General features: G+C 38.7%; 12 protein-coding genes and 4 riboswitches. All 12 genes read left to right on the top strand.

What is annotated here, in order from left to right:
• The first annotated feature begins 290 nt into the window (after nucleotides 1-290).
• The 12 genes from QZ998_RS07235 to QZ998_RS07290 all read left to right on the top strand — a co-directional run bounded on the left by QZ998_RS07235 (nucleotide 291) and on the right by QZ998_RS07290 (nucleotide 15,175).
• The gene (locus tag QZ998_RS07235) at nucleotides 291-1,403 is read left to right on the top strand and encodes a DegT/DnrJ/EryC1/StrS family aminotransferase (RefSeq protein WP_296559276.1); all 1,113 of its coding nucleotides are present in this window, start codon (nucleotides 291-293) and stop codon (nucleotides 1,401-1,403) included.
• A complete protein-coding gene (locus QZ998_RS07240; protein WP_296559277.1) occupies nucleotides 1,404-2,012 on the top strand; it encodes a sugar transferase in 609 nt (202 codons plus the stop codon). It abuts the gene before it with no gap.
• On the top strand, nucleotides 1,978-2,997 hold the full coding sequence (locus tag QZ998_RS07245; protein WP_296559279.1) for an ATP-grasp domain-containing protein: 1,020 nt from the start codon (nucleotides 1,978-1,980) through the stop codon (nucleotides 2,995-2,997). Before QZ998_RS07240 ends, QZ998_RS07245 begins: the two co-directional genes overlap by 35 nt.
• Entirely contained in the window at nucleotides 2,957-4,192 is a 1,236-nt protein-coding gene (locus tag QZ998_RS07250; protein WP_296559281.1) for a pyridoxal-dependent decarboxylase, read from the top strand. Before QZ998_RS07245 ends, QZ998_RS07250 begins: the two co-directional genes overlap by 41 nt.
• A gap of 53 nt (nucleotides 4,193-4,245) precedes the next feature.
• The gene (locus tag QZ998_RS07255) at nucleotides 4,246-4,866 is read left to right on the top strand and encodes an acetyltransferase (RefSeq protein WP_296559283.1); all 621 of its coding nucleotides are present in this window, start codon (nucleotides 4,246-4,248) and stop codon (nucleotides 4,864-4,866) included.
• Between the two features lie 81 nt (nucleotides 4,867-4,947).
• Complete coding sequence (locus QZ998_RS07260) at nucleotides 4,948-6,096, top strand: glycosyltransferase family 4 protein (RefSeq protein ID WP_296559285.1); 1,149 nt, start codon at nucleotides 4,948-4,950, stop codon at nucleotides 6,094-6,096.
• 147 nt (nucleotides 6,097-6,243) lie between these two features.
• Nucleotides 6,244-7,221: a glycosyltransferase gene (locus tag QZ998_RS07265; protein ID WP_296559287.1), complete on the top strand. Its 978-nt coding sequence runs from the start codon at nucleotides 6,244-6,246 to the stop codon at nucleotides 7,219-7,221.
• Between the two features lie 100 nt (nucleotides 7,222-7,321).
• Nucleotides 7,322-8,497: a hypothetical protein gene (locus QZ998_RS07270; RefSeq protein WP_296559289.1), complete on the top strand. Its 1,176-nt coding sequence runs from the start codon at nucleotides 7,322-7,324 to the stop codon at nucleotides 8,495-8,497.
• Nucleotides 8,498-9,553 (top strand): glycosyltransferase, encoded by a 1,056-nt coding sequence (locus QZ998_RS07275; protein ID WP_296559291.1) that lies wholly within the window; start codon nucleotides 8,498-8,500, stop codon nucleotides 9,551-9,553.
• 101 nt (nucleotides 9,554-9,654) lie between these two features.
• Nucleotides 9,655-11,190, top strand: a complete 1,536-nt coding sequence (locus QZ998_RS07280; protein ID WP_296559293.1) for a hypothetical protein — start codon at nucleotides 9,655-9,657, stop codon at nucleotides 11,188-11,190.
• 397 nt (nucleotides 11,191-11,587) lie between these two features.
• Nucleotides 11,588-11,663, top strand: a riboswitch (cyclic di-GMP riboswitch).
• A 169-nt stretch (nucleotides 11,664-11,832) separates the two neighbouring features.
• A riboswitch (cyclic di-GMP riboswitch) is annotated at nucleotides 11,833-11,908 on the top strand.
• A gap of 33 nt (nucleotides 11,909-11,941) precedes the next feature.
• A riboswitch (cyclic di-GMP riboswitch) is annotated at nucleotides 11,942-12,023 on the top strand.
• Between the two features lie 12 nt (nucleotides 12,024-12,035).
• A complete protein-coding gene (locus tag QZ998_RS07285; RefSeq protein ID WP_296559295.1) occupies nucleotides 12,036-13,529 on the top strand; it encodes a right-handed parallel beta-helix repeat-containing protein in 1,494 nt (497 codons plus the stop codon).
• A 150-nt stretch (nucleotides 13,530-13,679) separates the two neighbouring features.
• Nucleotides 13,680-13,758, top strand: a riboswitch (cyclic di-GMP riboswitch).
• A gap of 13 nt (nucleotides 13,759-13,771) precedes the next feature.
• Nucleotides 13,772-15,175, top strand: coding sequence for a right-handed parallel beta-helix repeat-containing protein (locus tag QZ998_RS07290; RefSeq protein WP_296559297.1), 1,404 nt, complete (start codon nucleotides 13,772-13,774; stop codon nucleotides 15,173-15,175).
• The last annotated feature ends 87 nt before the right edge of the window (nucleotides 15,176-15,262 follow it).

Below are 15,262 nucleotides of genomic sequence, written 5' to 3' on the forward strand. Positions count from 1 at the left end.
AAACGAGTGGTGGTATAATGAATGCTAGGGAAATAATCAAGAGTCATTTTGGGATAGTTTGAGTAATAAAGGGCGAATGGGGTATCTTGACTATAATATTTATGGACAGTATCGATTAGCTAGATGATTTAATTATTTTAAAGAACGAGATAATGCTTGTGTTTTTCCTGTAAAAATACTATATTTAGAATAGTTATATTTTGCAGTTGCTATCACTGTAATTGTTAACACATAAAAAAATGAATGGAACAGATCAGAAAAGTGACAATGTTAAGGGAGGTTGGCATAAAATGGCGAGTAAGATATTTTTGGCGTCACCGCACATGAGTGACGAAGGATACGAAATGGGATTTATTCAGGAGGCATTTAGGGCAAATTGGATCGCACCCCTTGGTCCAAATGTCAATGAATTTGAAAAGGAATTTGCATTAAAAGTTGGCTCAAAAAATGCCGCTGCCTTAAACACTGGAACAGCAGCGATTCATCTGGCCTTACGAGCTATTGGTGTTGGCGCAGGCGATGTTGTCTTTTGTTCATCACTAACATTCTCAGCGACTGCTAATCCGATTATCTATGAAAAAGCAGTGCCGGTATTTATTGATAGTGACAATGAAACCTGGAACATGTGCCCAGAAGCTTTGGAGCGGGCATTTAAAAAATATCCCAATGTCAAGGCTGTCATCGTGGTTCATCTTTATGGGCTGTCGGCGGATATTGATAAACTGATCGAGATTTGCCAAAGATATAATGTCCCGATCATTGAAGATGCAGCCGAATCTCTGGGGACCGTCTACAAGGGCAAACAAACCGGAACCTTTGGTGAGTATGGGGCTTTTAGTTTTAATGGGAACAAAATAATTACGACCTCAGGTGGCGGGATGCTGGTTTCAAACAATGATGAAAGAATCAGTAAAGTGAGGTTCTGGGCGACCCAGTCCAGAGATCCGGCCAGACATTACCAGCATAGTGAGTTAGGTTTCAATTATCGAATGAGTAATATCTCAGCCGGAATTGGCCGTGGCCAATTAATGGTGTTAGATCAGAGAATTGCCCAGAAGAAACACATTTTTGAGTATTATCAGCAAGAATTAGGTCTTTTGTCGGGGCTTTCCTTTATGCCCATTAATGATTGGAACGAACCGAATTATTGGCTAAGCTGCATAATCTTAAGCGGCTCGGTGCAACCAGTCGATGTTATGGATGCTTTAGAGCAAGAAAATATCGAATCAAGACCAATCTGGAAACCCATGCATAAACAACCTTTTTTTGAAAAGTATGATTATTTTGGAGAACAAGTGTCTGAAAAATTATTTTCAACCGGCATCTGTTTACCTTCTGATACAAAGATGACCGATGTCGATCTGGATAGAATATGTATGATCATCAAAGGATTGTGGAAATAAATGATTTACCAAAAATTTCTAAAAAGACCGATGGACTTTTGTCTGTCTTTAATTGCAATTATTGTATTATCCCCGTTATTCGTTGTTTTAGCGATTATGGTTAGAAAAAAGCTAGGCAGTCCAGTTTTATTTAAACAGGAAAGACCCGGATTAAATGAAAAAATATTTGTGATGTATAAATTTAGAACAATGACAGATCACAAAGATAATAATGGAGATTTACTACCTGATGAACAACGCTTGACGAAGTTTGGAAATTTTTTAAGATCGACAAGTCTGGATGAACTGCCAGAGCTTTTAAATGTCCTGCGCGGCGATATGGCTGTGATTGGTCCCAGGCCACTGCTGATTAAATATCTGCCGCTTTATAATGCCCAACAAAAGCGCCGACATCAGGTCAGGCCAGGCTTGTCGGGGTTGGCACAGGTTAATGGCAGAAATGCAATCAGCTGGGAAGAAAAGTTTGAATTAGATATCCGCTATGTCAACAGTATTAGCTTTATCGGCGACATAAAGATTATTTTCAAGACCTTTAAAAAGGTTTTCAAAAGGGAAGGTATTAACAATAAAATAGATGGAACCATGGAAGAATTCAGAGGCTCGAAATAATGACACTGCAAAAAATCTTCTTTTTTGCAGTGCAGGAAGAAGAAGCGAATTATTAAAAAACTGTAGCACCTCTTTAAATGAAAAGGTTAAGCTTATCGCAACTGATTGCAGCAAATTTGCGCCGGCACTTTATTTTGCAGATAAACGCTATATTGTCCCCAGGATAGATGATCCTTTATATCTGGAGGTGCTTTTAAATATATGTAATATCGAAAAAATTGATGCCATTACGACATTGATTGATCCAGAAATTCAGATTTTATCCGATAACCGAAAGAAGTTTGAGGACATCGGCGTAGAAGTTTTAGCACCCGACATCGATACCGCCAATTTATGTTTTGATAAATTCAAACTCTTTCAGCATGCTGTCAAGCATAATATCGCTACGATTCCTACATATGGTAACATCGAAGAATTTAACAATGCATTTGTTAATAATGCAATCGAATTCCCAGTATTTGTAAAACCAAGGTTCGGTAGTGGAAGTGTGGGGGCAAGAAAGGTTGAAAGCCTTGAAAAGTTAACAGCATTATTGGCAGATGATGAGAGTCTGATTATTCAGAAGTATATGACAGGACTGGATATTGATGCAGATGTTTATATTGATACAATTTCAAAGGAAGCAGTTCGCATTTTTGCCAAGAAAAAGCTTGAGAGTACGATCGGTGGGGCAAGCAAAACTGTTTCATTTAAGGATAGCAATCTTGTTCGTTTGATTCAGAAGATAATGAGCACGCTGAATTTTAATGGACCCATTGATATTGATTTTTTTTACACCGACGGAATCTATTATCTGTCTGAAATCAATCCCCGCTTCGGTGGGGCATACCTGCATGCATTTGGGGCTGGCGTTGATTTCTTTAAATGTATCGCAAATAATCTTAATGGCATCAGTAATAAAGCGGATTATTATAGCTATGATGATAATATTGTCATGATGATGTATGACAGCATTATCATCAGAAAGGAGAATGAGCTTGGTTAACAGTTTACAAGACATTGAAACACCAGTTTTTGTCCTCGATAAGTTAAAGCTTGATGAAAATATCAGCCAATTACAAGAAGCCTTAAATCGCTATTGGCCCAATTATGTGATCGGCTATTCGTTTAAAACGAATGCCTTGCCGTGGTTACTCAATTATCTAAGAGACTGTGATTTTTACGCAGAAGTTGCCTCATCAGATGAGTATGAGCTAGCTAAATCAACAGGGTTTTCGCACCGTCAAATTATTTACAATGGTCCGGTTAAAAGCGAAGCGACATTTACGGATGCATTGCTAAATGGAGTCATCGTAAACATTGACTCGCAGCTGGAACTGCGCTGGCTTAATAACTTACTAGAAACGACCAGCCAACAATTCAAAGTTGGGTTAAGGGTGAACTTTGCTATTGAAGATGTTTGTCCTGATGATATTGGTTACCAGGAAGACGGTACGCGTTTCGGGTTTAGTCTGGAAAGCGGAGAATTGTATCGAATAATGGATCAATTGATTGCAACTGGGCGCATTCACGTTGCCGGCTTACACCTGCATTGCACAAGCCATACTCGCAGTGTCGCAGTCTATCGGGCGCTCGCGAAAATAGCTTGTCAAATTAGTAATGATACTGGCTTAAGCTTTGATTTTGTTGATATTGGCGGTGGTTTTTTTGGTGGCGTTCCAGGTAAACCGACGTTTAATGACTATCTAGAGGCCATTCATCAAGAATTGTCAAAGAATTATGATGTTAACACCACAAGGCTGGTTTTAGAGCCCGGTTCGGCGATCATCGGTTCGCCTATTTCTTTTTTGACCAGTGTGATTGATGTAAAAGATACCCCCAAAAGCCGTTTTGTCACCATTGATGGGAGTCGAGTCAACATTGATCCGCTGATGAGAAAAGCTACTTATTCATATGATCTTTCAATCGCAAAAACAGCTCGAGTAATCCACCCAAAACAGATCATATGTGGGTTTACATGCATGGATCTCGATCGATTGATGGTATTAACGGATTCCCAGGCACTAAATATTGATGACCGGATCATTTTTAATATGGTTGGTTCTTATACGATGAGTTTAAATCCGTTATTCGTCAATTTTTTTCCAGCTGTTTACGTCAAAGATGGTGACCGTTTAATGCCAGCTCGTCAGGCAATGTCAGTTGGCGAGTATCTGCAAATCGGCAACTCCGGCAGATAATTTTACACAGCAATCTTCACAAATTCCGAATAAGCTAAAGAAAGGCTATCAATATGAAAGACAGACTGATCATTATTGGAGCCAGCGGCCATGGGAAAGTAGTCGCTGATATTGCCTTGCAGATGAATCGATGGAAAACGATCACCTTCTTTGATGATAATGAATCGCTAGTATCTGCATTCGGGCTGAATGTTTCTGGCACATCGACCCAAGCAATTGCCCATACAAAGGATGCCGATGTTTTTGTCGCAATTGGCAACAACGCCTTTCGTGAACGTTTTCATGCCCAGATCGAAGCAAAGGGATCAAGACTGCCAGTACTTATTCACCCCCATGCAATTATTGCTCCAGATGTAAAAATAGGGGATGGGTCAGTGATTATGGCGGGTGTTGTCATTAATGCTTCCAGCAAACTAGGTAAGGGGTGTATCATTAATACCAGCGCTACCGTCGATCATGATAATATTATTGAAGATTTTGTTCACGTGTCACCTGGAGTAAATTTAGCAGGGGGTGTGACAATCGGTAAAAGATCTTGGATTGGCATTGGCAGTATTATCAGCCATAACTTATCGGTAACTGATAATTGTATGATTGGCGCAGGGGCTGTGGTTGTTAAGGATATTACCGAACCGGGAACCTATGTCGGCGTCCCGGCGAAACGGATCAAATAATTGGCAAAGAAAAAATTTCAAATCATATAATGCGAATCAATATCCGAATAAACAACAAATAATTTCAAGGAGGTGGGGATAATGAAGCGTGCTTTAATGATGGCCTCGGTCGCCTCAATGATCAGTTCATTTAATCGCGATAATATAAAGATTCTTGAAGATCAGGGCTTTCAAGTGGATATTGCCTGTAATTTCGAATATGGTGATGACTCCAGTCGTGATCGCGGGATTGCCTATCGCAAAGAAGTAGAAGCTAAGGGGAACCAGACCTATCAGCTTCCGATATCGAGAAGTATCTTAAATGTCAATGAAATTATCGCGGCCTATCGGTTAATGAAAAAACTGTGTATCAGCAATCGCTATGAGATCGTTCATTGCCATTCGCCAATTGGTGGGGTGGTTGCCAGATTGGCATGCAGAAAAGCCAGGAAGACTGGCACGAAGGTGATCTACACCGCACATGGCTTTCATTTTTATACGGGAGCACCAAAAAAGAATTGGCTGCTCTATTATTCAGTTGAAAGATGGGTCTCAAGATTCACGGATCTAATCATTACCATCAATAGCGAGGATTATAAAAGAGCGCAAACTTTTAAAGCCAGAGAAGTTGTCTATATTCCGGGAATTGGTGTCGACACCGATAAGTTTAGAAAGGTCGATGCTGATCGTAACAAGATCAGAAAAGAACTGGGGATAGATGACGATACGGTAGTATTACTGTCGATCGGGGATTTAATAACAAGAAAGAATCATGAAACGGCACTGCGAGCCGTTGCAAAGCTTACGCATCAGAATTATCAATATATGATTTGTGGGGAAGGAAAACTTGGCAGCTATTTAAAAACATTGGCTAAACAACTGGATATCGAAAATAAGGTACAATTTCTTGGATACCGGAGTGATATTCCTGACATATGCAAGGCATCAGATGTTTTTATTTTTCCATCTTACCAGGAAGGCTTGCCGGTGGCGATGATGGAAGCGATGTCAGCCGGATTGCCAATTGTCTGTTCATCGATTCGCGGGAATACGGACTTAATTGCCAATAATGCAGGCGGATTTCTACATCCTCCCCAAGATCTGGTCGGCTTTTCAAGTAGTATAGATCAACTAATCATCAATAGCGACTTACGAAAAGAAATGGGTCATCGCAATTCAGAAGAAGCCTATCAATATGATAAAAAGAATGTCAATGTCATCATGGCAAAAATATACGCTGGCATCGAATAATAAGGTTTATTCAGGCTAGGATACAATTTATCCTAATTTAGCGTAAGCTAGCGGGCAGAGATGAGGTAAGCAAAAATGAAAATACTACACATTTTAAATACCGGTAAGCTATCCGGAGCCGAAAATGTAGCGGCCGATATTTGCATGATGTTTAAGAACGACTATCAAATGGCCTATTGTTCGCCAGATGGTTTAATCCGGCAAGCTCTAGAAGACAGAGATATTACATATCTTCCAATTGATAGTTTAACTATCAAAGCATTGAACCGCGTGATCTCTGAATATCAACCGGATTTGATTGATGCTCATGATGTCAGAGCTACCGTCCTTGCTGCAACAATCGCTGACAAAGGGATTCCCTTTATCTCCCATTTACATGTTAATAACGATGATATGAAAAAACTAACGATCAAGTCATTTTTATATATGATCGCAGCAAGAAAAGCAAAAAAAATTATTGCGGTGTCAGAAAGCTGTATAAATGATTACTTTTTTAAACCGGTTATCAAAAATAAAACAATTGTCTTGAAGAATATTATTTATTCACAAAGACTAAATGCCTTAATTGACAAGGATAGCCAGGAATACTGTTTTGATTTTATTTTTTTAGGAAGGCTCACCGATCAAAAAAATCCGCAACGCATCGCAGCAGTAGCTTCTTCAGTGCTAAAACAACTGCCTTACGCCAGATTTGGGGTGATTGGCGAAGGCGAGTTAAAAGAAGAGATGCTAGAAATCTTTGAAAAAGAAGGTGTTACAAAGCAGGTCTTTTTTACAGGCAATTTATCATACCCCTATAAAGCAATCAAACAAGCCAACTGCATGCTGTTTTGTTCCAGATTTGAAGGTACCCCGATTTCAGCTCTGGAGGCGATGTATTTTGGTGTGCCAATCGTTTCAACTCCAACAGATGGTTTGATCGAATTGATTGACAATAATATAACTGGGTATCTATCCGATGATGACGATTGTTTAGTGAGCGCGATTATTAAGCTTATTGAAAACAAAGAAATAAGAAAAGAAATGTCAGAGAAACAAATCGAAAAATTCAATCGTATTAATAATGAAGACAATTATAAAATAATTTTAAGTGGCGTCTATGCAAATGCCATAAAAGCAGAATGAAGAAAGTTAGTGTTCACAAATGCGAATGATTGATCAGGATCAATCGATATCAACTGTAATAGCTTGATGTAAAAGTGATACAATTAAGAGAGGACAAATAATGAAGTTGCAAACTGAAAAAATCAGTGATTTTAAATATATACTTATCGCTTTGTTTCCGATTTTATCTCTTTACGAATTTTTACCACTATTTGATATTGGTAATTTTATATTGATGGCAATTATTACTAGCGGCGTGATCAAAAGAAATCTGGTGATTCGCATTAACATTGAAATACTGGTCACCATGTTGATCCTGATTATTCTCAATTTAATTGTTGGGGCATTGAAATACCCAGATATTACAAACACAATTAATAATTCTGGGGGAATGCTTGTCTTTATGATATTGGCCAGTGTTTTGTGCTGTCCCGGCTATCTGGATAAGGAAAAGCTTTATCGAGCCTGTGGTTTAGTGGCTCTGATAGCAACTGCTTTTCTACTTTATCAGGCTATTGCATATAATATTTTTGACGTGATTATTAGAGGTAATATCCCATTTTTAAGGGCGATTGAATTATCAGGTTTTGAGTCGATTGAATATGGCCGGCCAACATCGTTTTTTTATGAGCCGGCGCATTATTGTATTTATGTTGCGCCAATCTATGCGATGGCAATAATAAAAAAAGATTATTGGCTGGCAATGGTCCTCTTTGCAGGCGGGGTTCTATCAACCAGTACCACCGGTATTATTCTGTTACTGATTATTCCAGTAATTATTAATATTAAAAAGGCAAAAATACTGGTCTACATGATCGTCTTTTCGATCATGGGGATTGCCTTGTTCGTCTATTTGCCAGACCTATTTCGTGAATATTTAAGTAAATTAAGCCTGCCCAGTTTAGTGGAAAATATCAGAATATTAGGAACACTGAGCTTATTCCAATATTTTTCATTACCGGAATGGATTTTTGGAGTCGGTATAAATCGACTAGCAGAATTTCTTTATATGAACGGCGAAACTTATGGTAGAAATTATGCAAATTCTTTCATCTTTCAGGTTTTTTCATTTGGACTGCTTGGATCAATATTGTGGGTAAATCTTTTTGTGATGATGTACCGAAAAATCAGTTCGAATTATCGAGTGATGTGGTATATATTAATGTTTGTTTTGGTAAGTGATCAGATTTTGTTTAATCGTAACTTGCTTTATCTGCTGATCTGGGTTTATATTGTGTCTCGTGAATCAGAGTTGCATGTTTATGAATCGTCGGTGATGCTCAAAGGTGTTGTTTAAATGGAAAAACTGAGGGTGATGACCATGAGAGAAGCATTAATAAGTGTGATTATGCCAGTCTACAATGCCGAAAAACGGTTGGAAATGTCGATTAACAGTGTTTTGAATCAAACCTATCAGCAGCTTGAATTAATTCTGATTGATGACGGTTCAACGGATTCATCAGCGATGATTTGCGATCAATACGCCAGAGCAGATAAAAGAGTAATGGTCGTTCATCAAGAAAATGCCCGGGTGAGTGCAGCCCGGAATCGCGGGATTCAACTAGCGACCGGGGAGTATCTGTCTTTTATCGACGCAGATGATACTATTGATCCAGAAACTTACGCTGTGGTGATGAAACAATTTACCGATCGCTCAATTGATATGGTGATCTATGGAATGCAGTTCGACTATTACAAAAATCAGAAGCTACAGAAAAGACATATTAAAAGCATTGAAAAGAACTACTGTTTTAATGTTAAAAATATAAACGCACATTTTTCTTATTTGTCTGATCAAAACTACTTTTTATCATCCTGTAACAAGGTCATCAAATCCACCATCATCAAAGATAATCAGATTGTCTTTGAAAAGGAAATGTCGATATTGGAGGATTTTAAATTTGTCTTAGACGTTCTGGAAAAATCAAAAAAAGTCTGTGTTCTGGATGGAGCGTGGTATCATTATTATCATGATTTGAATGCTTCGCAACTTAAACGGCGGCCAGCTATTGATTATATCCGGAATTTTCAGATATTAGATAAACGGCTCAGAGAATTCTCGCAAAAATTTGAAATGGACAAGGGTAATGAACTCGAAAAAATCAATGGCATGATTTTGAGATATTATATCATCGCCATCGAAAAACGTTTTACCAGTAATGATCGTTTAAAAGAAAAATACATCAAGATGAAAGAGATTATTACATTAAATGAATTTCAAACTGCATTAAAAAATGCTGCTGTCTCGGGAAAAAGGCTAATAATCGTTGTTCATTTACTTAAGAAAAAGAGTTTTATAATTTTGTTTTGGTTATTTCTTGCAAATGGTTATTTAGGTAAAATGTTCCGTTGAAAAGTAGCGATAATTCTAATGCACTAGATGCAATCAATAAGGCTAGCAGCTAAATTGCGAATCAATCCAATTAGTAAACAATCACAGAAAATGGTGGACTTATGTCAAGAACAGCGAATTCAATCAAGAATATAAAATATGCACTGATCGGTCAAATGTTGGCATTGTTGGTTACATTTGTTTCGCGAATCGTCTTTGTTACAGTATTAAGCGCGGAATACTTAGGAATCAATGGCCTGTTCACCAATATTTTGTCAATCTTATCATTGGCTGAATTGGGAATTGGTACAGCGATTGTCTACAGCATGTACAAACCGATAGCCGAAAACAATGTTGAAAAAATAAAATCGTTAATGAAATTATTTAAAAAAACTTATACACTTATCGGCCTGATTATTATCGCATTGGGAATAATGCTCGTCCCGTTCTTGCATTTTTTTATCAAAGATATTCCAGAAGTAGATTACATCAACCTTATTTTTATAATCTTTGTCGTTAATTCGGCGATATCCTATTTTTTTTCATATAAGCGTTTTTTGATTATCGCCAATGAAAAAAAATACATTGCTTCGCTCTACCGCTATGCAATTTTTATCGCGATGAGTATTTTTCAGATAATCATTTTATATACAACCCAAAACTACATTTTATTCTTATCTGTCGAATTGGTGGCGACCCTATCTGAAAACATTCTGGTTTCGCTCAGAGCCGATAAGATGTTTCCTTATTTGAAGGAAAAAAATATTCTACCATTGGAAGCTAAAGAAAAGATTGAGATCAAAAAAAATGTCCAGGCGTTGATCTACCATCGAATTGGTGGTGTTGTCGTTTTGGGTACCGATAATATCCTGATCTCGATGCTAATTGGGATTGTGGCAGTCGGGATTTACTCAAACTATTTACTGATTATTGCATCACTGACAATGATCTATGGATTAATATTTGAATCATTAACGGCCAGCATCGGTAATCTTGGGATAACCCAATCGGCAGAAAAGAATCGCAGTGTCTTTTCCAGCACAAATTTTGCCGCTTTCTGGATCTACGGATTTTCAGCGATTGCACTTTGGAATCTGGTGAATCCATTTATTTACCTCTGGTTGGGGGGAGAATACCTGTTTGATATGGAAATCGTGGCAATTTTGATTGTCAATTTCTACATGATGGGGATGAGAACAAGCGTCAGAGTCTTTAAAGATGCCCATGGCTTATATTGGTATGATCGCTATAAACCGCTGGCCGAATCGATTATTAACATTGTGGCATCGGTGATACTTGCAAATTATGTTGGCGTGGCGGGGATTTTTTTGGGAACAATGGTCAGCACCATCACTACCAGCTTTTGGGTGGAGCCATTTGTTTTGTACAAGTATGGGTTTGAATCCAGTTCGGCTGAGTATTTTAAACAATACCTTAAGTATGCAGTCATAACAATCGGAGCAGGGATGATCACCTGGTTTATCTGTCAATATGTTGTCGACACCGGAATTATCAGTTTTATGATTAGAGTCTTGATCTGCGGCGTCGTTCCCAATCTGTTATTCTTTTTGATCTTTAGAAAAAATAATGATTTCTCTTATATAATACAGGTAGCGAAAAGTCAATTAATCGACAGAGCAATTAAAATCTTTAAATAAAAAACTGAATGTGGCAATTTGTGATGATGCTCTATTAAGAATGATATAAAAACGTGCTTAGAAAATTTTATGATGCGGATTTTTAAAAATCCTGCTAAATATTTTGCTGCTTCAGTCGATCTTAAAGGTAAGAAGTACTGAGCAATAACTAAGCCAAGCAGAAGGAATGCACTAACATTACTGGTTCAATTACGAAACAGTCAATTTACTTAAATTTGACTGTATAAATTAGAATTAGTCATAATTGTATTGACTGGATCATTAAAGTGTGATATATTGAGCCTAACCACAGCAATGCAATATGCTAATATTCCAATATTGCATATCGTTCTAAACAAAATGACATTAAAAGGGTAGCAAAGCTGTAATCAACTAAATAAATCGTGGAATTACTTTCCGACGATAAAGGCAAACCGGTTGAAAAACCGGGACGCAAAACTAAAGGGCCTGTAAAATGGCAGCCAGTTACCGAAGGGGAAGTTTTTTGTAGTCAGAAATTATTTAAATGAAAGTCGAATAGATTTTTTCGGTCAAGATATAGTAGAAATTTAAAGAGTTGTTAGGAAGACGCTCAGTCAAAAAGGAGGGAGTCGGCAAGCAAGTACATAAATGGTAAAAGTTAAAACTGTTGAAGCAACTCTTCAACGATAAAGGCAAACCTATCGAAAGATAGGGACGCAAAGCTAGAGGGCCTCTAAAATGGCAGCCAGCTACCGAAAGAAGAGTTTTTTATTTAATGATTGTATCGATCCATCGATAAGGGCAAACCAACTGAAAAGTTGGGACGCAAAGCTAAGGGCCTTAACTGCAAAGAAAGGTAGCCGGCTACCGAAAGGAGCACCACCATGAAAAAGATATCCGTTTTATTAGTTACATTGATGTTATTACTAAGTTCAATGCCAGTATATGCAGCACCAGGAAATTCAGGCACAGCAAAAGCGAAAAATCCCAAAAGACCAGTTGCCGTAACAGAACCAGCACCAGTCGTAACAGAACCGGCACCAGTCGTAACAGAACCGGCACCAGTGGTGACAGAACCGGCACCAGTTGTGACCGAGCCAGCACCAGTCGTTCCAGAACCGGAACCAGTGGTCACCGAACCTACTCCAGTGGTGACTGAGCCGGTACCAGTGGTGACCGAGCCAACCCCAGAACCTCAGCAAAAATCAGTTAAAGATTATGGCGCTAAAGGGGATGGCGTAACAAACGACACAGCAGCAATTCAAAAAGCGCTTGATGAAAGCAGTGCGGTCTATATTCCGGATGGCACATATTTGATAAATGTTGATCAGACATTAAAACCAAAATCGAATCAAAGTATTACCTTAAGCCAAAATGCTATTTTAAAAGCTCTCCCCTCTTCAAATGGATACAATGCCGTGGTTCGGATGATTGGTGTAAGCAATGTCAGCATCACCGGCGGAAAGATTGTTGGCGAACGATATGAACACCAGGGAACCACAGGAGAATGGGGAATGGGAGTCCATGTCATTAATGGGTCAAGTAATATCTCAATTAGCAATATGACAATCAGCGATTGTTGGGGTGATGGTATTTTTCTTGGAGATTCCCCAGCAGTAACCGATATTACGATTGATAATGTCATTAGTGAGAACAATCGACGTCAGGGTTTATCAATTACCGATGCGAAACGGGTAGTCGTCAGTAATAGTATTTTTAGAAACACAAATGGTACCTTACCAGAAGCCGGCATTGACATTGAACCAGACCCAAATCAGATAGCTGAAGACATCCAGATTATCAATACCCAATGTTATGGTAACAAGGGTTCGGGCTTAGATTTAATGGGTATCACAGGAATCATCCAACGGGTTACGGTTACTGGTAGCACCATGACAGACAATGCCAGTATGGGAATTCGCCTTGTCAAAGCAAAAGATCTAACCTTTAGTGATAACACCGTCATTAATAATCTTTACGGGATTGAAATTGAGAGTGATGTTAATAACGCTTCTTTCAAAAATATGACCGTCTCAAAAAATAAGTATCGGGGAATCTCACTGGTAACATCAGGTCAGGCACAAGGGGTCGAAAATATTATCTTTGAGAACATGACGATTTCGAACAACAGTCAAAGCAGTCCAGGATCCAATGATGGCGTCAGAATTGATGCTTGGGACGCTAGCGGCTACATCAAGAATGTAAAATTCCTAAATTGTAAATTCATTGATGATCAAGTAAAGAAAACTCAAGCCTATGGAATGACTGTTGGTTTTAACAGCAAGGTAAGCGGAATTACTTATGACTCAAGCTGTGTATTATCAGGAAATATGTATGGTGGTCTCGTTGGTGACAGTGCCATTGTAAAAAAAGTATAAGTCAATAATTATCACAATAACTTCGAATTGCAAGGATAGTTGGATTCTCTAACTATCCTTTGTTATTAAGATTAAATTGGATTAAAATTAGATCGGATGTTTTAGAACCAATAGCATAACAAATAAGTTCACGATCAAGTAAGCTTAATTCTACGATAAAGGCAAACCAGTTGAAAAGCTGGGACGCAAAGCTAAAGGGCCTAGAAAATAAAGGCAGCCAGCTACCGAAAGGAATGTTAATGATGAACGCCAATAAAAGTTTAAATAAAGTAAAAATGTGTTTAAGAAGAACCGCAATTCTAATGAGTATGCTGATTCTTCTTGCTACAAACACATTTGCATCAGAGCTTGAAACGTCTTCGTCAAATTCTGTCGGCGCAACCTATCGAACGCATATCCAGAACGAAGGTTGGGCTCAGGGATGGATGAGTAACGCAGCGCTTTCCGGATCAGAAGGGAAGGGTTATCGTTTAGAGGGAATAGAAATTAAGCTAATCGGAAATAACCCAGCAGATCTCGGAATTGAATATCGTACGCATGTTCAAAATATCGGTTGGGAACAGAAATGGGCTGTTAATGGGGGCTTCTCAGGATCAGAAGGAAAAGGTCTGCGGCTGGAAGGTGTCCAGATCAGATTAACCGGAACAAGGGCAGCGGATTATTCAGTAAAATATCGAACCCATATCCAGAATGAGGGTTGGGCTCAGGGTTGGGTCTATGATGGGGCACTTTCAGGATCAGAAGGAAAGAGTCTCCGTTTGGAAGCGATCGAAATTGTTATCGAAACCAAGACTACCGCAACAACGCCTCCGCCGGCAGCGCCAGCACCTGAAGGAAAAAATGTCAGAGACTATGGTGCTACCGGGAACGGATCGACAAATGATACCGCAGCCATTCAAACAGCTTTAAATGAAAACACGACCGTTTATATTCCGGATGGCACCTATATGATTAATGTCGATCAGCCATTAAAACCAAGGTCAAATCAGACCATTACCCTCAGTTCAAATGCAGTGTTAAAAGCATTGCCATCGGCAAATGGCTATAACGCTGTTGTCAGAATGTCGGGTGTCAGCCAGGTGAATATCTCAGGCGGCAAAATAGTCGGTGAACGATATCAACACAAAGGTTCATCAGGTGAATGGGGAATGGGAATCCATGTTATTCAGGGATCAAATAACATTTCAATCAGTAATATGACAATCAGTGATTGCTGGGGCGATGGTATTTTTCTTGGAGATTCTCCCTATGTTAGTGATATCACCATCGACAATGTAATCTCTGACAATAATCGACGACAAGGGCTATCAATTACCGATGCCAAACGCGTGATTGTCAAAAATAGTGTTTTTAAAAATACCAATGGGACATTACCAGAAGCCGGCATCGATATCGAACCGGATGCCAATCAAACCGCAGAAGATATCAAGATTATCAACACCCAAATGGTCGGTAATCGCGGATCAGGACTTGATCTATGGGGAATCAACGGAGTGATTCAGAATGTTGAGGTTGTCGGCAGCACCATGCGCGATAATTCGAATATGGGGATTCGGCTGATCAAAGCCAGTCATTTAACCTTTGACAGTAATACTGTTATTCAGCAAATTATACGCTTCAAAATTTATCATTATCAGTCAAAATGAAAGAAGGTACCGGATAAAATATTCTGCAGCATAATGCGTCAGATTGTTTGATCCGGTACCTTCTTGTGTTATCATGAAAATATTATT

Origin of the sequence: uncultured Acetobacterium sp. (genome assembly GCF_927416815.1) — a bacterium.
Classification (GTDB): Bacteria; Bacillota; Clostridia; order Eubacteriales; family Eubacteriaceae; genus Acetobacterium.